18 protein-coding genes are annotated in these 18,719 nt (G+C 45.5%); 17 read left to right on the top strand and 1 reads right to left on the bottom strand.

Features of this window, described 5'->3' with window-relative positions:
• From acgA to ACLTOH_RS09290, 15 genes are all read left to right on the top strand, one after another.
• Positions 1–246 (top strand): ACGX-repeat peptide, encoded by a 246-nt coding sequence (acgA, locus tag ACLTOH_RS09360; RefSeq protein WP_227733161.1) that lies wholly within the window; start codon positions 1–3, stop codon positions 244–246.
• 34 nt (positions 247–280) lie between these two features.
• Positions 281–1,336 (top strand): radical SAM/SPASM domain protein, ACGX system, encoded by a 1,056-nt coding sequence (gene acgM / locus ACLTOH_RS09355; protein WP_227733162.1) that lies wholly within the window; start codon positions 281–283, stop codon positions 1,334–1,336.
• Position 1,337: 1 nt separating this feature from the next.
• Entirely contained in the window at positions 1,338–1,949 is a 612-nt protein-coding gene (locus tag ACLTOH_RS09350; protein ID WP_227062644.1) for a 4Fe-4S binding protein, read from the top strand.
• Positions 1,946–2,719, top strand: coding sequence for a protein-ADP-ribose hydrolase (locus ACLTOH_RS09345; protein ID WP_227062643.1), 774 nt, complete (start codon positions 1,946–1,948; stop codon positions 2,717–2,719). The genes ACLTOH_RS09350 and ACLTOH_RS09345 overlap by 4 nt, the downstream gene beginning before the upstream one ends.
• The gene (locus tag ACLTOH_RS09340; protein WP_227062642.1) at positions 2,670–3,596 is read left to right on the top strand and encodes a Sir2 silent information regulator family NAD-dependent deacetylase; all 927 of its coding nucleotides are present in this window, start codon (positions 2,670–2,672) and stop codon (positions 3,594–3,596) included. The genes ACLTOH_RS09345 and ACLTOH_RS09340 overlap by 50 nt, the downstream gene beginning before the upstream one ends.
• A 624-nt stretch (positions 3,597–4,220) precedes the next feature.
• Positions 4,221–4,496, top strand: a complete 276-nt coding sequence (locus tag ACLTOH_RS09335; protein ID WP_412222584.1) for a hypothetical protein — start codon at positions 4,221–4,223, stop codon at positions 4,494–4,496.
• A gap of 35 nt (positions 4,497–4,531) precedes the next feature.
• Positions 4,532–4,702, top strand: a complete 171-nt coding sequence (locus ACLTOH_RS09330) for a hypothetical protein (RefSeq protein ID WP_227062640.1) — start codon at positions 4,532–4,534, stop codon at positions 4,700–4,702.
• A 166-nt stretch (positions 4,703–4,868) separates the two neighbouring features.
• Entirely contained in the window at positions 4,869–5,894 is a 1,026-nt protein-coding gene (locus tag ACLTOH_RS09325) for a LacI family DNA-binding transcriptional regulator (protein ID WP_227062638.1), read from the top strand.
• A gap of 19 nt (positions 5,895–5,913) precedes the next feature.
• Entirely contained in the window at positions 5,914–7,239 is a 1,326-nt protein-coding gene (locus ACLTOH_RS09320) for an ABC transporter substrate-binding protein (protein WP_227062636.1), read from the top strand.
• Between the two features lie 84 nt (positions 7,240–7,323).
• On the top strand, positions 7,324–8,220 hold the full coding sequence (locus ACLTOH_RS09315) for a carbohydrate ABC transporter permease (protein ID WP_118797250.1): 897 nt from the start codon (positions 7,324–7,326) through the stop codon (positions 8,218–8,220).
• Between the two features lie 2 nt (positions 8,221–8,222).
• Positions 8,223–9,050: a carbohydrate ABC transporter permease gene (locus tag ACLTOH_RS09310; RefSeq protein WP_118797251.1), complete on the top strand. Its 828-nt coding sequence runs from the start codon at positions 8,223–8,225 to the stop codon at positions 9,048–9,050.
• 3 nt (positions 9,051–9,053) lie between these two features.
• Positions 9,054–11,366, top strand: a complete 2,313-nt coding sequence (locus ACLTOH_RS09305) for a hypothetical protein (RefSeq protein ID WP_227062635.1) — start codon at positions 9,054–9,056, stop codon at positions 11,364–11,366.
• A 22-nt stretch (positions 11,367–11,388) separates the two neighbouring features.
• Positions 11,389–13,311, top strand: a complete 1,923-nt coding sequence (locus ACLTOH_RS09300; protein WP_227062634.1) for a glycoside hydrolase family 127 protein — start codon at positions 11,389–11,391, stop codon at positions 13,309–13,311.
• A gap of 436 nt (positions 13,312–13,747) precedes the next feature.
• Positions 13,748–14,374, top strand: a complete 627-nt coding sequence (locus tag ACLTOH_RS09295) for a lactate utilization protein (RefSeq protein ID WP_022155029.1) — start codon at positions 13,748–13,750, stop codon at positions 14,372–14,374.
• Positions 14,375–14,399: 25 nt separating this feature from the next.
• Positions 14,400–14,933, top strand: a complete 534-nt coding sequence (locus ACLTOH_RS09290) for a prolyl-tRNA synthetase associated domain-containing protein (RefSeq protein WP_337417594.1) — start codon at positions 14,400–14,402, stop codon at positions 14,931–14,933.
• 95 nt (positions 14,934–15,028) lie between these two features.
• On the opposite strand, the gene ACLTOH_RS09285 is transcribed toward ACLTOH_RS09290, so the two are convergent.
• Positions 15,029–16,105, bottom strand: a complete 1,077-nt coding sequence (locus ACLTOH_RS09285; protein WP_412223993.1) for a glycoside hydrolase family 105 protein — start codon at positions 16,103–16,105, stop codon at positions 15,029–15,031.
• Between the two features lie 152 nt (positions 16,106–16,257).
• On the opposite strand from ACLTOH_RS09285, the gene ACLTOH_RS09280 reads away from it, so the two are divergent.
• Together ACLTOH_RS09280 and ACLTOH_RS09275 are read left to right on the top strand one after the other, a co-directional pair.
• Positions 16,258–17,100 carry a helix-turn-helix domain-containing protein gene (locus tag ACLTOH_RS09280; RefSeq protein WP_119624231.1) on the top strand — a complete coding sequence of 281 codons (843 nt, stop codon included), beginning with the start codon at positions 16,258–16,260 and terminating at the stop codon, positions 17,098–17,100.
• Between the two features lie 257 nt (positions 17,101–17,357).
• Positions 17,358–18,626 carry a GHKL domain-containing protein gene (locus ACLTOH_RS09275; protein ID WP_227062628.1) on the top strand — a complete coding sequence of 423 codons (1,269 nt, stop codon included), beginning with the start codon at positions 17,358–17,360 and terminating at the stop codon, positions 18,624–18,626.
• Positions 18,627–18,719: the final 93 nt, after the last annotated feature.

Genomic DNA, 18,719 nt, shown 5'->3' with positions numbered 1-18,719 from the left:
ATGGCATTAGCAAACATTTTTGGATGGAACAGACAGGACAAGGCACAGACAAGTGCAGCCTGCGGAACGGCATGTGGGGCAGCTGATAAGCCCACAGAAAAGCCAGCAGCCTGCGGAACGGCATGTGGAGCAGGGGATAAGCCCGCAGAAAAGCCCGCAGCCTGCGGAACGGCATGTGGAGCGGCTGATAAGCCTGAGGAGAAACCCGCAGCCTGTGGTACAGCATGTGGCGATTCCGATAAGTAAGTAAATCCAAAAGAGAAAGAAGGAGAGGGACAGGATGAGAAGTTATTTTTCTTTTCAATGGCATATCACAGATGAATGTGACCAGCGCTGCAAGCACTGCTATATTTTTTCCGGGGAAGGCTGTAAGGAGTTGAAGAGCATGACCTGGCAGCAGATGCAGGAGGTCGTGGCGAACTGCGAGGACTTCTGCAAGGTATACAACAGGGTTCCGTATTTCTATATCACCGGCGGCGATCCTATCCTTCATCCCGATTTCTGGAAACTGATGGTTCTGCTGAAAAGCAAGGACATTCCGTTTACCCTGATGGGTAATCCGTTCCATCTGGATGATCAGATCTGCCGGATGCTGAAAGTGTGCGGCTGTGAGAAATACCAGATGTCTCTGGACGGTATGCGTGAAACCCATGACTGGTTCCGCAAGCCCGGCAGCTTCGACCTGACACTGGAAAAGGTCGGCTGTCTCAATCGGGCAGGAATCAAAAGTATTATTATGAGTACGGTGTCGAAGACAAATAGGAATGAGATACCGGATATTATTGATGAAGTAGTGAAAGCGAAAGTTAAGGTGTTTGCATTTTCGCGGTATGTGCCCACCGGCGGTGAGGTGGATACCAGTATGACGCCGCAGGAATATCGCAGACTTTTAGAGATCTGTGATGCGAAGTTCAAAGCATATGAGGCAGCGGGATGCGAGACCTATTTTAATAGAAAAGACCACCTGTGGACGTTGTACGAATACGAGACAGGCCAGTTTAAGCTGCCGGAGAATGCATGCGACGGCATGATCTACGGAGGTTGTAACTGCGGCAACTGCCATATTACCATTTCTTCCAACGGGGATATCATGGCGTGCCGCAGAGTCACCGACAGCAGGGTGGCGAATATCTGGGAAGACCGGCTGGCAGACATCTGGGTCTGCCAGATGGAAAAATACAGAGATTATGATAAATTCAAGAAATGCAGCAAATGTGAACTGAAAGCATGGTGCAGGGGATGTCCCGCCGTGGCAAACGGTACTACCGGAGACTTCTACGGTGCGGATCCCCAGTGCTGGAAGACGAGAAACGAGATCACGGGAGAGGAGTTGTAAGATGGACTTAGCAACATGTTTGAAAAAAATGGAACTGGTGGGAGTGTTGGCGTTTGCCACAGTGGACAGTGACGGTGCACCACAGATCCGTAATATCAGCGCGATTCATTATGAATCCGATGCCATTTATTTTTTCACAGCAAGGGGCAAGAACTTTTGTAGGGAACTGTTAGAAGATGGCAGAGTACAGATCCTTTGTTATACAAAATATAAAGAGATGATCCGTATGTCCGCCAAGGCGTATGCTGTACCGGAGGAGGAACAGGCGAAATGGCGGGATATTATTTTCGAGGAACAGCCGTATTTGGCCAATGTCTATCCCGGTGATACAAGAAGTATCGGCATCATTTTCTGCATCGACCGGGCGGAGGTGGAATATTTTAATCTCGGTGTGAACCCTATTTTCCGGGACACTTATACACTGGGTGGTGGTACAATAACAAAAAAGGGTTATAACATTACCGAAAAATGCATTGGCTGTGGAAAATGTCGTACAAAATGTCCCCAACGGTGTATCGAGGAAGGAAAACCGTACCGGATACTGCAAAACCATTGCCTGCATTGCGGCAACTGTTATGAAAACTGTCCGGTGAAAGCGATCGTAAGAGAATGAACCAGAGTGAGAGAAGAAACTATTTAATACAAAAGCTGTTGGAAGAGCAGCCACAGTATGCCAAAATGCAGATTCCGGGGAGATGTGAGGAGCAGAAGACGCTTCTGCGGGCACTTATGAATGTCCGGATGCCGGGTGAACTTTCGGAGGAATTTCTGCAGATCCAGGATGCCTATCTTGCAGAGGAAAATGCCGGAAGAGGTATTGTAACATTGGCAGAGATCCAGGAGTTATCCACAGATCTCTATCTCTGGAAGGGAGATATCACCAGACTGCAGGTGGGAGCCATCGTAAATGCTGCCAACAGCGGTATGACCGGATGTTATCAGCCTTGCCATAACTGCATTGATAATTGTATTCATACTTATGCGGGGATCGAACTGCGGAATTATTGCAATGATATTATGCAACGTCAGGGATATGCGGAGCCCACGGGACAGGCGAAGATCACACCGGCATTTAACCTGCCCTGCGATTATGTGATACATACCGTGGGACCTATCGTACAGGGAAGGCTGACAGAGGAACAGGAACGTCTGCTTTGTTCCTGTTATGAAGCCTGCCTGCGTATTGCAGAGGAAAATAACGTGGAAAGTATCGCGTTCTGCTGTATTTCCACGGGAGTATTTATGTTCCCCAATGAAATAGCGGCGGAACTGGCAGTACAAACGGTGAAAAATTATAAGAATAAGACAAATTCTAAGATCAGGGTGATATTTAATGTTTTCAAAGAAGAGGACGAACGAATCTACAGACAGCTACTTAACTAAATTAACAGCGATAAAAGAAAAAATAGGGCAGGCGGATGCGGTTGTAATCGGCGCCGGAGCGGGGCTGTCTACGGCAGCAGGATTTACCTACAGCGGGGAACGGTTTGACCGGTATTTTTCTGATTTTGCCGCAAACTATCATTTTTCCGACATGTATTCCGGAGGCTTTTATCATTATGATACGCTGGAAGAATATTGGGCCTACTGGAGCCGGTACATCTACGTGAACCGCTATATGGATGCGCCCACGGATCTCTACGACCGGCTGCTTGCATTGGTGAAGGATAAGGATTATTTCGTGCTGACCACCAATGTGGATCACTGCTTCCAGAAAGCAGGCTTTGATAAGAGCAGACTGTTCTACACGCAGGGCGATTACGGTCTGTTTCAGTGCAGCAAACCCTGCCATCGCGGGACCTATGATAACGAAGAGACCGTGAAAAAAATGGTAGTAAGTCAGGGGTACTGCATCGAGGAAGGAGAACTGACGGTGCCGGAAGGCACACAGATCCGGTGCACCGTGCCCACCGAACTGGTGCCCCGATGCCCGAGGTGCGGCAGACCCATGAGCATGAATCTCCGGGCCGACAATACTTTCGTGCAGGACGCCGGGTGGGATGCTGCGGCGAAGCGGTATGAGAAGTTCATGGAAGATCACAGGGGACAAAACGTTGTATTTCTCGAACTCGGTGTCGGCTACAACACCCCCGGCATCATCAAATACAATTTCTGGAAGTATGCCTATAACTGGCGGAATGCTTTTTACGTCTGCATCAACAAGGGCGATGCCTATGTGCCGAAGGAGATCGAGAATAAGACGGTGGGAGTCGATGCGGATCTTGCGGAAGTGATAGAAAAAACTTCCTCCTTGACCTAAAGCTAACTTTAGGTGCCACAATGTCTTCAGAATGATTTTTCAATATATTTGAAAAAAGAAAAGGAGACAGAGCAGAAATGAAAAAACCATAGTAACTGTTCAGAACCCCCTGATTATTCAAGTAATATTTGAACCAAAACAGAGAAATTAATATTTCTGTTTTGCATTGTGTTTCCTGTAATCTGTGGATAATCAAACCACAGGTACTTCGTTAATTATTCTATTGTGGATTACTCCACAAATAAATGAAATAATCATGTTTCAAAGCTGTAATCTACAGCTTTTGAATAAATTTAGCAACACCTGAACCTTGAAATTTGATACTTATCCACCGTCATTTTGACTATAGTCAAATTTTCACGAATTCGCTTTTTCCTTGGTTTTCCTGTAAAATAGAAACATAAAAAACAGGAAAGAAGGTGGTCTGAATGCCAATTAATATCACGGAAGAATTTGTTTGCAATCTAATAGAGCAGAATGCTGCACTTATCGCATAGGTTGCAAATCTCTCCGAAACTGTTGAATCTCTTAACCAGACCATCAAGGATCTTCAGGAGCAGTTAAACAAAATCTATCTGGGAACCCTGATATCATTTTCAACTAAGTGGGTTCTGAACAGTTACGTTGATTTTAAATATATGGAAGAGGAACTGGCACGGAAATTTTTTTGCACCGGATTATCCGGAGATAGCGAAGAAGGCACTTGCCAGAATGCTCAGCCTGACAGGAGAACCGGTATTTGATGAGAAGGGGATGCTGCAGAAGGGTGTTATTGTAAGACATCTGCTCCTGCCGGGACATAAGAGGAATGCCAGAGAGGTTATAGAGTATATACATCAGAATTACGGAGACAGGGTCATCTTAAGCCTGATGAACCAGTATACTCCTTTGAGAGACTGAAGGAAAGGGAAGACTGCAGAGAGCTCTGCCGGAGGGTGACAAAGAGGGAGTATGAGGCAGTCATAGCGTATACACTTTCCCTTGGGATGGAAAATGTTTTTATCCAGGAAGGGGAGACAGCAAAGGAGAGCGTTATTCCGAAATTTGATGAGAAAGGAATTTTGGAAAGGCACAGCCTGACAGAACCCGGTAATTTTACCAGTTAATGAAAATGTTAATTATCGAAAAGTAACAAACTTATCTGAAATGAGGGCTCAGTGATTGACAATTCAGTTGGCGAATGGTATTTTGTAATAAAGATTAATCGATTAACTCAACGAAGGAATTTTTTTTACAGGTTTAGTAAATCGATTAACTAATGGAGGAATCCTCATGAACATGAAGGAAATTGCGCAATTGGCGGGTGTAACTGCCGCAACAGTTTCGAACGCGATCAACGGAACTGGGAATGTCAGTGAGAAAAAAAGAAAAGAAATAATGGAAATCATTGAAAAGGAGGGTTACAGTCCCAATCGGTTTGCCAAAAGTCTCAGGACAAAAGAGAGCAACACGATTGGAATCATGGTAGAAGATATCACAGCGTTTCAGACACCACGGATCATTAACGGGATCAATAACTACGTTGAAAAGCAGGGCTATGCAGTGATCCTCAATAATATGAGTCTTCTTGAGAAGACAGGAAATCATTATTCTGAATTGTCCAGCTATCAGTCAGCAATAAGTAAAAGTATAAAGCTTTTTAACAAAACCCAGATTGACGGACTTGTCTATGTTGCGATGCATGACAGGGATGTAATGGAACTGATCCCCAAGCTGAGTATACCGATCGTCCTGGTTTACTGCTATGACACATCCAAAAAGAACTATTATGTAACCTATGACAATATGGATGTTATTGCAGATGTTGCAGAGTACCTGGTGAAACATGGACATGAGAAAATCGGGGTGATCAAGGGGGCAGAGGATTCCCTGCCTTCACAGAAGCGTCTGAGAAGCTTTATCACACAGCTGGAAAAGGCAGGGAAGGAATTGAAGGAAGAATATATCTTTCCGGGAGCCTGGGAATTTGGAGATGGGGTAAAGGCATATGAAAGGTTCAAACAGCTGGAAGAAAAACCAACAGCAATCTTTGCCATGAATGATCTGATGGCAACAGGCTTTATGGATGCAGCACTGAATGACGGTGTACGGATACCGGAAGATGTTTCTGTGATCGGATTTGACAACAGACAGGAGTGCAGATTTACCAGACCAAGGTTAACAACAGTTGATATCCCGCTGGAAAAGATGGGAGAGAAGGCAGGACAGGTATTATTAGACCTGATCAGTGGCAAAACGCCTGAGAACAGGAAGGTTATACTGCCATGTGAATTCCTGGAAAAAAATTCAGTTATTTAAATCAACAGGAGGAAATATTATGCGAAAGAAAATTTTAAAGGTAATGATGTGTGCAATAACAACAATGACTTTACTGGCAGGATGCGGAAGCAGTAATACAGGAAGCACGACCGGATCAGCCGGAGATACTGCGGCAGAGGATACAGCAGAAACAGCGGATTTCGCAGGAACCAAGCTTGTGATTGGTGTGGAATCCGGTTCCCCTAACATTGAGTTCTTTAAGAATAACGTAAGCGAATTTGAAAGTGCAACAGGAATTACAGTTGAATGGGTAGAAATCCCTCATGATAATATGCATGAGAGGTTTGTACAGGAGGCAATCTCACAGAGTGGTGCGATCGATATTTATGATACAGACCAGCCATGGATTTCTGAATTTGCTTCTAAAGGATATCTGGAGCCGCTGGGAGACAAGCTTTCAGAGGAGGATAAAAGTGATTTCTATGAAGCTGCATTAGATGCATCTTCCTATAATGGAGAATTATATTCTGTTCCTTTCTTTGTGCATACACCGGTTGTATTCTATAGAACAGACCTGTTTGAAGCAGCCGGTATTACAGAATTTCCTAAAACCTGGGAAGAATATGAGGAAGCAGCAAAGAAGCTGACCAAAGACGGTGTATATGGAACGATCATTGAGGCAAAGCAGGCAGGAGAGCCGGTAACCCATCTTGTTGACTGGTTCTATCAGGCAGGCGGTTCCATTATTGACGCTGATAATAACGTAACAGTGAATTCACCTGAAAATGCGAAGGCATTTAACTTCATGCTGAAGATGATGTATGAGGATGAAAGTGTTATGCCGGGATCTATCGGATATGACAATGCAGATGTACATAATATGTTTATGCAGGGCAAGGTTGCCATGGTTAAAAACTGGCCTTATATGTTCGCTATGGCAAAGGATCCTGAACAGTCTAAGGTAAGTGACAAGTTTGCAGTAGCGGTTCAGCCTGCAGGTGAAGAGCAGTCTACAGCAGCCTGGACATGGGGCTTTGGTATTTCCAGCAGCTCTAAGAATAAGGATGCAGCATGGGAATTTATAAAGTGGGCAACATCCTCTGAGAAGCTGGCACAGCTCGGAATTGCCAATTCCAATCCAGTGCCGAGAACCTCATCCCTGGAGATCGTTAATAATGACAGTACCTTAACAGAGTTTGATAAGGAAAGCATCCAGGTTATGAGCGATGCACTCCAGTATGCACATAACGCAACAGAGAACCCTAATTTCCCGACAATCCAGAATGAACTGTCTTATACTTTATCAGGTATTATGACGAAGCAGGTGAGTGTGGAAGACGGATTAGCTCAAGCTGAAAAAGCAATTAAAGAAGCGATCCAGTAGGCAGACAGATCCCCATACGGTTTTTCTGTATGGGGATTTTTTAACCCGGAATATTGGTTTTATTGTAAGGAGTAGTGAAAAATAATGAGTAGAAAAACAGGAAGTATTTCTATCAGGGAGAAAAAAAGACGAAGGGCAGGGTATTCACTGATAGCACCGGCATGTCTGGTATTGCTTGTTATATTTTTTGTTCCGCTGGTCTATGCCTTTGCCATCAGTATATCAGATTCAGATGCGATCATTAATAACAGCTTCAAGTTTGTAGGATTAAAGAATTACTTTTCTGTCATGACAAACTCCAAATTCCTGGCAGCACTAGGGCATACCTGCTTCTTTGTACTTACAACGATCACCCTGGAATTTATCATTGGATTTGTTGTTGCTTTGCTGCTGTACCGTGAGGTTGCAGGATCAAGGGTGTTCCGTCTTATCTTTGCTGTACCGCTGATGGTGGCTCCTGTTGTTTCAGGACTTCAGTGGAGATGGCTGTTTGCAGATCAGTACGGTATCATTAATGCCCTGATGAATAAGCTGGGACTCGAAGCACCCTTATGGTTTACCCAGGTTTCCACATCATGGGTGACCATTATTGTGGCAAACCTCTGGCTTGCTACCCCATTTGTTATCCTTGTACTGCTGGCAGGTCTTGGAGGGCTGTCAGAAGAGCTGAACGAAGCAGCATCTATTGATGGTGCGAACCGTACACAGACATTTTTCCATATCATCCTTCCCCAGCTTAAGCCAACGATCCTGATCATCCTTGTAATACGTCTGACAGATGCGTTCCGGATATATGATCTTGTTTATATCCTGACAGGCGGTGGTCCTGGTGGCGGAACAGAGGTGCTGAGCACATTTATCTATAAAAGGATCTTTTCAGACTGGAAATTTGGACAAGGATCGGCTGCAGCTTTTCTGGTTATGCTGATCATCTGTGTCTTAAGCTTTTTGTGCAATAAATGGATGAGTGAGGAGGAATAGTCGTGAACAGAAGAAAAGTAATGAATAGTTTGATTTTCCTGCTGCTGGCAATATTTTCCATAGTTACCCTGTTTCCCATTATATGGACGGCGATTACATCATTAAAAACGGATGTTCAGATGTTTGCGATCCCGCCAGATCTGCTCCCGCACCCGGCAACCCTGTCACATTACAAAGAAGTACTTATGGGAAATTTCCCGGCTTATATCAGAAACAGTATGCTGGTTACATTTTTCAGCTGTGCAATATCACTGGCACTTGGTATCCCGGCAGCCTACGGCTTTGCAAAATATGCAACTGAAAAGACAAAACCGGTCTTTGCAGCTGTGACTGCAGTCAGGATGGTTCCGCCGGTTGCCATGGTAATTCCTTTTTTCCTGATCATCCGTAACATCCATCTGAGTGATACCTTACTTGGACTGATCATTACCTATATCCCGTTTGAGCTGACACTGATCATATGGATGCTGAAAAACTTTTTCGGACAGATCCCAAGGGAAGTGGAAGAGGCAGCAGAGCTGGATGGACTTTCTGCATGGGGCATCCTGTTAAAGGTAGTCCTTCCGATGTCCAAATCCTCGGTAGGTGTTGCAGGACTCATGGCATTCCTGTTTTCATGGAACGAATTCATGTTTGCCCTGTCCCTTACCTCAACAAAGAGTGCGCAGACACTTACAGTCGGGATTGCCGGATATGTAACATCCTTCCAGACCTTCTGGGGAAGCATGTCAGCGACAGGGATCCTGTTTATGATCCCGGCATTTATTTTAACATTTATTTTTCAAAAGGATTTAGTGAAAGGTTTAACAGCTGGAGCTGTGAAAGGATAAAGTATGAAGATTAATGTATGGAATGAACAAATTCAACTGGAAAATCCGGAACTGGTTATTGGACGGATCGCAAAACCTGTTATCCTCGAAATCTGGAATGGAAGACAGAAGGATTCTGTGATACGCAGGGAATATCCCTACACAAGAATTACACAGACAGAGGATGGATTAAAGGCATGTACAGAAATAGACGATGAATGGGCAGGAAAGACGGAAGTCACAGATATTTACCGCACGGAAGAGGGATCTGTTGTTCTCAGCAGACAGGTCCGCATTCTCAGGGAAAGCGGATATCCCGGAATGCGCCTTCGAACGGAGATATCACTGCTTCCGGAAAAGAAAAATGCCTTTGAAGACCTGCGATATTTTGCCCCGCCGGCAATCTATGACAAGAATGATCTGGATGAGGATGGATATGAGGATTATTTTCATACCAAAAAAACTATATTCCGGGATGACCGTTTTAATTATCCGATGTTTACCTGTTATTCAGAGGAAACAAAGGAGGCTGTCAGCATAGAAAGAGATCCGCTTCCGGCATTTGACTCCAATCCGGATCGTAAAATTTCTGAAGAAACAGGGGAAAAAGAAGCGCTTTTCCTTCAGAAAACGGATATCGGAAGCATGGGAGCAGATGGCAGTGACGGAAGCACCAGACTGACCTGCTGTTATCCTTTTTATGAGGGTGACGCAACAATTGCATTATATATTGTAAAGATGGTGCCCTTTGGAGCCTTCTGGCCGATGAAGTCCGGAGAAGAATTCTCGGTGACTTATCGTATTTCCAACCACAGATATGAGAATTATCACGATGCCTGCTGGTACGGGATCAGGGATATTATCAGAAAAACACATCCACAGGCAGAGCCGTTAAGTGTATCTCCGGAGGAACTCATCAGACTGAGGCTGGATGCCCTGGATCATTATTATGTAGAGAAAACAGCAGAAGAGGATCCAAACCTGCCGGCAGGCTATGTGCTGAACTGTCATCCGCAGGACGGGGTACAGCTTGAAAACATCATACAGTATGGATTTACAGGACAGAATATCCTGAATGCCTATAATGTCCTGCGATACGGATATGAACATAATAATGAAGAATACAGAAAAAAAGCGCTGAAAACGGCAGATTTCTTTGTGAATACGATCCACATAAAGGAATCCGGCATGTTTTATAACCTGTATAATGTGGACACCAAATCCGTGAACTTCTGGTGGACGGGGCTGTTACTGCCACTTGCATATGCGCAGGGCGAAGAGCTGGAGAAGCTGATGGGACCGCTGTATGAGTACCGGAAGGATGTCATTCAGAAGCTGGTAAGCCTGAAGGGGGCATATCTGCGCTGCATGAATGAGGATGTCACGGCACTGCTCCGTCTGTACTGCTATGAAAAGGAAAAAGGAACAGAGCATCCCGGATGGCTGGAGGCAATAGAAAATTATGCAGGATTTCTTTTAAGGACACAGGAGCAGGACGGAGGCTGGTACAGGGCATATGACCTTGAGGGAAAGCCACTGCTTGAGCCTGTCAAATGGTTTGGGAATACTGTTTATGAACAGAAATCATCAACGGGAACGTCCATTACATTCTTGACAGAGCTGTATGAACTGACAAAAAATGAGGCATATCTGGAGGCTGCCAGCAGAGCCGGTATGTTTGTAAAGGAATATATTATCGACAGGGTACGGTTTAATGGTGGTGTACATGACAGTATTTATGCAAAAGGCCAGCTGATCGACAATGAAAGCATCCTGTATCCCATGTTTGGCATGCTGTCGTTGTATGAAGCGACCAAAAGAAAGGATTTCCTGGATGCAGCTGTGAGAGCGGCGCATTACTACGCATCCTGGGTATGCCTGTGGGACGTACCACTTCCGGAGGACAGTACTCTGCACAGATATGGCTTCCACAGTACAGGAATGGGAGCATGTGATACCTGTGGCTGCGGATATGTGCATCCGTTCCAGCTGATGGGTGTTGCTGAGACAGCACAGATCGCAGTTTATGCAAAGGATAAGGAGCTTTTTGACATCGCCAGATTATACTGGCTTGGCTGTAATCAGACAGTAGAAACAGACGAACGTCCATGGGGCTATGCAATGCCGGGATTACAGGAGGAAGGCTACCTGATCAGCTGGTGGGCAGTGGATGATCCGATGTTTGCAGCAGATACCGGATTTGGTTACCGGCTGAAGGGAGAAGGAAATAAAACCTGCTTCCCATGGATCAATGCAGTCGGTGTGAAGGCATACTGGGCAATGAAGGACCGGTTTGGAAGTGTTGATTTTGAAGAAATAGAAAATAAATATTTTTGAGATACCAAAGGAGAGGTGGAACATGAGATTAAACACTGTTCAGCTTTCCCGAATGGATATTACCGATCCTTTCTGGAAGCAGTATACTGACCTTGTTGAGGATGTGATCATTCCCTATCAGTGGGATATTATGAATGATAATGTTCCGGGGGTGGAATCCAGCCATTGCCTTGAGAATTTTAAGATTGCGGCCGGGCTGAAAAAGGGACAGTTTTATGGTGCAGTATTTCAGGATACAGATGTAGCCAAGTGGCTGGAGGCAGTAGGGTATTCACTGGCGGAAAAGAAGAATGAAAAGCTGGAAAAGCTTGCGGATGATGCCATTGATGTGATCGTGCAGGCACAGCAGGAAGACGGATATCTGGATACCTACTTTATCATTAAAGAACCTTCACAGAGATGGAGAAATCTCTGTGAGGGACATGAGCTGTATTCAGCAGGACATATGATAGAGGCGGCAGTTGCCTATTATGAAGGAACCGGGAAAAGAAAGCTCCTTGACAGTATGATAAGGCTTGCTGATCTGATCTGCAGAACCTTCGGTCCGGAGGAGGGACAGAATCATGGCTATCCGGGACACCAGGAGATAGAGCTGGCGTTAGTTAGGCTCTACCGTGTAACGCAGGACAAAAAATACCTGGAACAGGCGAAGTACTTCCTGGATATCCGGGGAGCGGGGAAGAATTATTTCCTCGAGGAGCGGAAGCAGGAGAATTTCAAAAGGATTTTCCCGGAATTTGAGGATTATGATCCTGCGTATTCCCAGTCCCATGAACCGGTGAGAGAGCAGAAAACAGCTGAAGGACATGCAGTCAGGGCAGTGTATATGTATTCGGCAATGGCAGATGTGGCGGAGGAATATCAGGATAAGGAGCTGATGGAAGCATGTGTGGCATTGTGGGAAAATATTACACAGAAGAGGATGTATATCACAGGAGGAATCGGATCATCAGGCTTCCTTGAGAGATTTACGACAGATTATGACCTTCCAAATGACAGCAATTACTCAGAGACGTGTGCATCCATCGGCATGGCACTGTTCAGTCTGCGGATGGCAAATATAACACGGAATTCACGATATGCAGAGCTGATGGAGCAGGAATTGTATAATAATATCCTAGCGGGGATCGCTCAGGACGGCAAGAGCTTTTTCTACGTGAATCCGCTGGAGATAAAGCCGCGCCAATGTATGTCGCATACATCAAGGGCGCATGTGAAGGCAAGGCGTCAGAAATGGTTTGGCGTTGCCTGCTGTCCTCCGAATATCGCAAGGACACTGGCATCTCTTGGACAGTATATCTATGGAGTTGACGGAGCCGATATTTATACGCATTTGTATATTGGAAACCAGACGTACATTCCTGTCAATAATGATGTGGTAAAGATCACCATGGATTCCATGTTCCCGTGGGAGGGAAATATAAAGGTTAAGGTTCAGGGAGTAAAGGAAAAAGTCAGGCTGCATTTCCGTATTCCTAGCTATGCAGAAAATTTCCGGTTATACTGCGATGGCAAGGAGCAGGAACTGACAGTAAGCAAGGGCTATGCGTGTGTGGAGATCTGCAGGGACAGCGAGCTCAGCATTCAGTTTGATATGCCAGTTGAATTCCTTCATGCAGACCCAAGGGTCAGCGCAGATGTTGGCAAGGTGGCAATAAAAAGAGGACCCATTGTTTATTGTCTGGAAGAGGTTGATAATGGTGCAGAGCTGCAGTGCATTTATCTCAGCGGTAAGGCTGCGCAGAAGAAAAAATCCACTTATTTTTCAGAATGCCTTGAGCTGGAATTGCAAGGCAGGAGACTGATACCCAGGAACGGAGAACTATACAGCAGCGCCGGATTGACCTATGAAGACGCAGTTGTCCGTGCAATACCGTATGCGTACTGGAATAACCGGGGCGAAGGGGAGATGCTGGTCTGGATACATGAAATGATAGGAAACTAAATTACACCTCATCGGGCATAAAAATATGCAAAATTTGTATAATATACCTGATGAGGTATATTTATGCTATAAATCATTGAAATTATACCTGATATGGTATAGTTCATTAGGAAAGTATCAGATTCAGAGCAGATTTACTCAGCAAAGAAATCTGCTCTCTTTTTAACTGCTCTGAATCTGATACTTTCCTAATGAATTATATTACCAACCGGGAGAGTGCCTATCCCAACAGGATCAATATTCCCATTGCAGACGAGGATGCAAATGTAACATTTTACACTATTTCCAGAGAAGTATAAAAGTGATAAAATAGGATCAATAAGGATTTTTCAGTATAAACTTTTCACGCGCAAATTGTGCCTGCACAGTGTACGGAAGTACAGGTTTAAAGGACCGGAAGGCTTGCATGCTACGGAAAGACAAGAGGGTTAAAGAGATGAACGAAATGATCAGAAAAAGAAATGAACAACTGGCAAAAACAGTCATCAAGGGATTACAGTCCCGCAACATGTCAGGTTATTACGCAGAGGATAAAGAAGCTGCGCTGAAGCAGGCACTGGAGCTGATCCCGGAGGGAAGCACCATTGCCATGGGCGGATGCATGAGCGCCGGAGAGATCGGACTGATCTCCGCTCTGGAAGCAGGCAATTACCACTATATCGACCGCTCTAAGATGGATGCCAGAGCAGGACTGATGGCAGCTTACGATGCGGATATCTTCCTCTCCAGTGCCAACGCCATCACCAGCGATGGGGTCATGGTCAATATCGACGGCAATTCCAACCGTGTCTCCTGCATAGCCCAGGGACCGAGGAAAGTAATCTTCATCGTCGGCATGAACAAGGTCTGCGCAGACTTAGACAGTGCCATGAAGCGTGCGAGAAACGTGGCTGCACCTATCAATGCCCAGAGATTTGACATCAAGACTCCCTGCAAAGAAACCGGAAAATGCTTCGACTGCAAATCTCCGGATACCATCTGCTGTCAGTTCCTGATCACAAGATATTCCAGACATACGGACAGAATTCATGTGATTCTTGTAAATGACACCATCGGATATTAAACAGCAAAGGGGAAAGAACATGGCATTGGAATTACAAAAAGGAAGACCTGCAGATACGACCGGCAGACTGGACAAAGAGATCCGTACCTATGACCTGCTGGACAGGCTCGGGGTGGAATATGACCGTGTGGATCACGCTCCGGCGATGACCATGGAGGACTGTAAGGAAGTGGATGAGATCCTGGAGTCCATGGTCTGTAAGAATCTGTTTCTGTGCAACCGTCAGGAGACGGCCTTTTATCTGCTGATGATCCCGGATACCAAGGTGTTCCATACCAAGGATCTGTCGGCACAGATCGGCTCGGCGAGGCTTTCTTTTGCCAAGCCGGAATACATGGAGAAATTCCTGGATATCACCCCCGGCTCTGTCAGTGTACTCGGTCTGATGAACGATAAGGAACATCAGGTGAAGCTGTTGATCGATGAAGAGGTGCTGGACAGCGAATATTTCGGATGCCACCCCTGCATCAATACCTCCAGCCTCCGCATGCGGACGGCGGATCTGATCGAAAAGGTGCTTCCCGCCATGGAACATGATTTTGTAAAAGTAAAGCTGTAAAAAGTAATAATATAAGCAGATCTGCCCGCCGCCGGAATCCCGGCAGCGAGGATCTGTAAGCCTGGTTTTGCATGGCTCTGAATAGTTACAAGATATTAAAATACCTGTTCGCACTCTTCACACATCAGCAGGAACGCTCCGACACCGTGCAGATCGTTGGCGGATACGGGGCGGTGAATGTAGTGCTCATAGTCACCGACACCGGTTCCGATGCAGACATTACCGATAATGAGGTCATCGCCTTCCCAGGTCAGGGAGCGGATCACACCCTCATAACCCTTGTGGGCATATTCCAGATAAGATGCATCCAGCAGACCTTTGCGGATCGCTTTGCACAGAGCCGCTACATACAGGCAGCTGCAGGAATTCTCCAGCCAGTTGGCAGGATCATCGCCACGGTTGACCACCTGATACCATCTGCCGTCTTCAGACTGGAATGCGAGCAGAGACTTTAACAGATCCACTGCCATTTTTTCCAGTTTTGCTCTGTCCGGATGATCGGAGGGAATGAAATCCAGTTCGTCCAGGAGGGCTACAGGCACCCATCCCATGGCTCTGCCCCAGAATTCGGGGGAGCAGCCGGTCTCCTTATCAGCCCATTCTACTTTCCTGTCATAGGACCAGGCATGATACAGCAGACCGGTCTTGGGGTCACGGGTATGTTTCTGCATGGTCAGAGCCTGGAAGATAACCTCATCAAAATATTCGGGGTGATCAAATTCTGCGCCATACTGTGCTCGCAGGGGACCTTCCATGTACAGACCATCCAGCCACATTTCTTCCGGCAGATCAGCCTTGTGGAAATAGCCGCCCTCGGGAGTGGTGGGATAACGATCAATGGCAGCCATCAGAGAATCCAGGGCTTTCTTATATCTGGCATCACCGGTACAATGATAGAGGGGATATAACAGAATACCCGGCTGCATATCGTCGAACTGCCCCATATCAGCCTGTTTGATCACACCGTCTTCGGTGATGACGGCATCCACCCAGGATTTGATGTAATCAAAATTTTTTTCCTCTTTGCAAAGTTCATAGCTTTTGTACATTCCGGACAGGAATACTCCCTGATGATAATGGAATCTTCCTTCGGGCGGAAGCTTGGGGGCTTCCCATTTGCGCATCATGGTATCCATGGATGCTTTTGCATAGTCTAAAGGTCTTTTCTCCATAAGTTATCTCCTTCCAATATACTTCACATGGCACAAGATTTATTATATAATTACATTATAATCGTTTATTTTGGATAATGTTTAACATATCTTGCGATAGTGAAAAGTAATAATATGAATCTTGCCGGAATCTTTTTCGGGAAAGGAAACAGATGCTTCGTACGATTTTTGATCCCTATTCGGATCTGTTTTTGGAATACATAGAGACCTCTAAGAAAAATGATATGCAGACCAATCATTATCACGATACTTACGAACTTTTTTTTGTGGTGAAGGGGATACGATACATCTTCCTGGATGGTGTCTGTCATGTGCTGAATCCGGGTGACATCATCCTGATCAAACCCTACCAGACGCATTATATGCAGAGTCTGTCCTCGGATTTCTATGCCCGGTATGTCTTGAATTTTGCACCGGATTATCTGGATGGAATGTTGAAACCTGCGGAGAAGCAGCGGTTCCTGGAGGTTCTGCAGAATGATATTCTGCATCTGACAACGGAACAGTCCGGAGAACTGGTAGAGGTCTTCGAACGGCTGCGGAAATATTATAACCGCCACGATGCTGTGGCCGAGAAATTAAAGCAAAACTATTGTCTGGAACTGCTGCTACTGTGCAGAGACTACTATACGAGGCAGGAGCGGACACAGATGCCGGAGCTCTCCGCAGCTCCCAGACAGGAGATTCTGGATGCCATCGCCTATATCAATGCCCATTATGCGGAAAAAATAGATCTGGAGACCATCGCATCCCAGATCCATTTAAGTAAATACTATTTTTGCCGTATTTTCCGCGAGGTGACCGGAGCCACCGTTCTGGAATACCTTACCAATGTCCGGCTGACCAGAGCCGGAAGACTTCTGGTGGAATCTTCTCTGGCGATCCAGGAGATCGCGCAGAAGACCGGATTTGCGTCATTGGTGCATTTTTCCAGAACTTACCGCAATGCTTATGGTGTCAGTCCCAGTGATACCAGACGCCGGCGAAAGGCGTAGAAGCTACTGAATCCCACAGGCGAGACATGCTGACATTTGTGACGCAAAAAGTCAAATCATCCACAAATTGATTTCTCGTTGAGAGTCTTATATAATAAAGTCGAGGTCAAAAGCCCCCGGCTTTGATGCCTACGGGATTGTTCCGTGCTACGCACCCCCACAATCCTACCCTCTATTCGCATATCGGGGTGGGTCATATAATAGAAATGGTTTATACCGTAAAAAATGTATGGTAAGAATACGAAAGAGAGAAGAAAATGGTACTACAGATATTAACATATACACATCATACAACGACAATGCTGTTTGGAATCTTCCTGTCGGCATTTTTTCTGGGAGTGAAGCAGGATAAGAAAAATATATTGCAATTGTTGTCATTGGCGGTTGTTTCAGGAATTCTATATGTTCTGTGTGTACTTCTCTTTGGAACAGAAACAGTAGATCAGATTTATCCACTGATCGTGCATGCCCCATTGTTATTTGTACTGGTTTTGCATTATAAATTCCGTATTCTTCCTTCCCTGATTTCTATTTTCACGGCATATCTGTGTTGTCAGTGCAGTAACTGGATGGGACTGTTTGCTTTGGCTCTGACAGGACAGGAATGGTGCTATTATGTCTGTCGTATTCTGGTGACGGTGGGAGCTTTCATCCTTTTATGCCGGTATGTATGCCAGACCACAGCCATGCTGTTTGCCAAAACGGACCGGGAACTTCTGATCATTGGAAGCCTGCCGATCATTTATTACATTTTTGACTATGCCACGACCAAATTTTCCAGTCTGTTGTATTCCGGCAATAAGGCGGTTCCGGAATTCCTTGGGTTTGCCATGTGTCTGACGTATCTGCTCTTTTTACTGGTATATTTCCGGGAGTACGAGATGAAGAACAAGGCAGAGCAGTACAATGAACTGATCCAGATGCAGCTGAATTCATTCCAGACAGAAATGACCAATACGAGAAAAAGCGAGAAAAAGATGTCCATTTTACGGCATGATACGAGGCATCATCTGTCGGTGCTGCGAACACTGATCCAACAGGGAGAAACCGACAAGGCGCTGGAATATCTGAATGAGGTCAGCCAGACTTATGATGATACAGTGATCAAGACCTATTGTAGAAATGAGATGGTGAATTCCGTACTGTCCATCTATAATATGCGGTTTGAGGAGCAGAGGATCCGATGGGAGATACAGGTCAGCATTGGAGAGAAACTTCCCTGCTCTGAAATGATGTTCTGTGCGATTCTGTCAAACGTACTGGAAAATGCCATGCATGCCGTACAGGAACTGCCGCAGGAAAAGCGGCTGATACAGCTGGCTCTGTCCGAAAAGTCAGGACATCTTCTTCTGATGGCGAAAAATACTGTGCAGAATGCCCCGGTATTTATTGACGGTGTCCCGGTGACGGAGCGCTCCGGGCATGGACTGGGGGCCAGAAGCATCGTATATTATGTAGAAAAGCTGAACGGACAATACCAGTTCTTTATGGAGAACGGGGATTTTGTGGTCATGATCATCTTGTAAAATCAATAAAATGTTTTTAAGGCTCTTTCTGTCAGAGAAAGAGCTTTTCTTGTGGATGTATTGGGAAATTAATGCTATTATTAGGATAAAAGA

It is taken from the genome of Waltera sp. (assembly GCF_046969025.1).
GTDB classification, from domain to species: Bacteria; Bacillota; Clostridia; order Lachnospirales; family Lachnospiraceae; genus Acetatifactor; species Acetatifactor acetigignens.
This window is presented reverse-complemented; position numbering and strand designations above follow the sequence as displayed.

Coding starts and splice junctions, on each gene's coding strand:
- acgA (WP_227733161.1), top strand. CDS start 1: ATGGCATTAGCAAACATTTTTGGATGGAACAGACAGGACAAGGCACAG.
- acgM (WP_227733162.1), top strand. CDS start 281: ATGAGAAGTTATTTTTCTTTTCAATGGCATATCACAGATGAATGTGAC.
- ACLTOH_RS09350 (WP_227062644.1), top strand. CDS start 1,338: ATGGACTTAGCAACATGTTTGAAAAAAATGGAACTGGTGGGAGTGTTG.
- ACLTOH_RS09345 (WP_227062643.1), top strand. CDS start 1,946: ATGAACCAGAGTGAGAGAAGAAACTATTTAATACAAAAGCTGTTGGAA.
- ACLTOH_RS09340 (WP_227062642.1), top strand. CDS start 2,670: ATGTTTTCAAAGAAGAGGACGAACGAATCTACAGACAGCTACTTAACT.
- ACLTOH_RS09325 (WP_227062638.1), top strand. CDS start 4,869: ATGAACATGAAGGAAATTGCGCAATTGGCGGGTGTAACTGCCGCAACA.
- ACLTOH_RS09320 (WP_227062636.1), top strand. CDS start 5,914: ATGCGAAAGAAAATTTTAAAGGTAATGATGTGTGCAATAACAACAATG.
- ACLTOH_RS09315 (WP_118797250.1), top strand. CDS start 7,324: ATGAGTAGAAAAACAGGAAGTATTTCTATCAGGGAGAAAAAAAGACGA.
- ACLTOH_RS09305 (WP_227062635.1), top strand. CDS start 9,054: ATGAAGATTAATGTATGGAATGAACAAATTCAACTGGAAAATCCGGAA.
- ACLTOH_RS09300 (WP_227062634.1), top strand. CDS start 11,389: ATGAGATTAAACACTGTTCAGCTTTCCCGAATGGATATTACCGATCCT.
- ACLTOH_RS09295 (WP_022155029.1), top strand. CDS start 13,748: ATGAACGAAATGATCAGAAAAAGAAATGAACAACTGGCAAAAACAGTC.
- ACLTOH_RS09285 (WP_412223993.1), bottom strand. CDS start 16,105: ATGGAGAAAAGACCTTTAGACTATGCAAAAGCATCCATGGATACCATG.
- ACLTOH_RS09280 (WP_119624231.1), top strand. CDS start 16,258: ATGCTTCGTACGATTTTTGATCCCTATTCGGATCTGTTTTTGGAATAC.
- ACLTOH_RS09275 (WP_227062628.1), top strand. CDS start 17,358: ATGGTACTACAGATATTAACATATACACATCATACAACGACAATGCTG.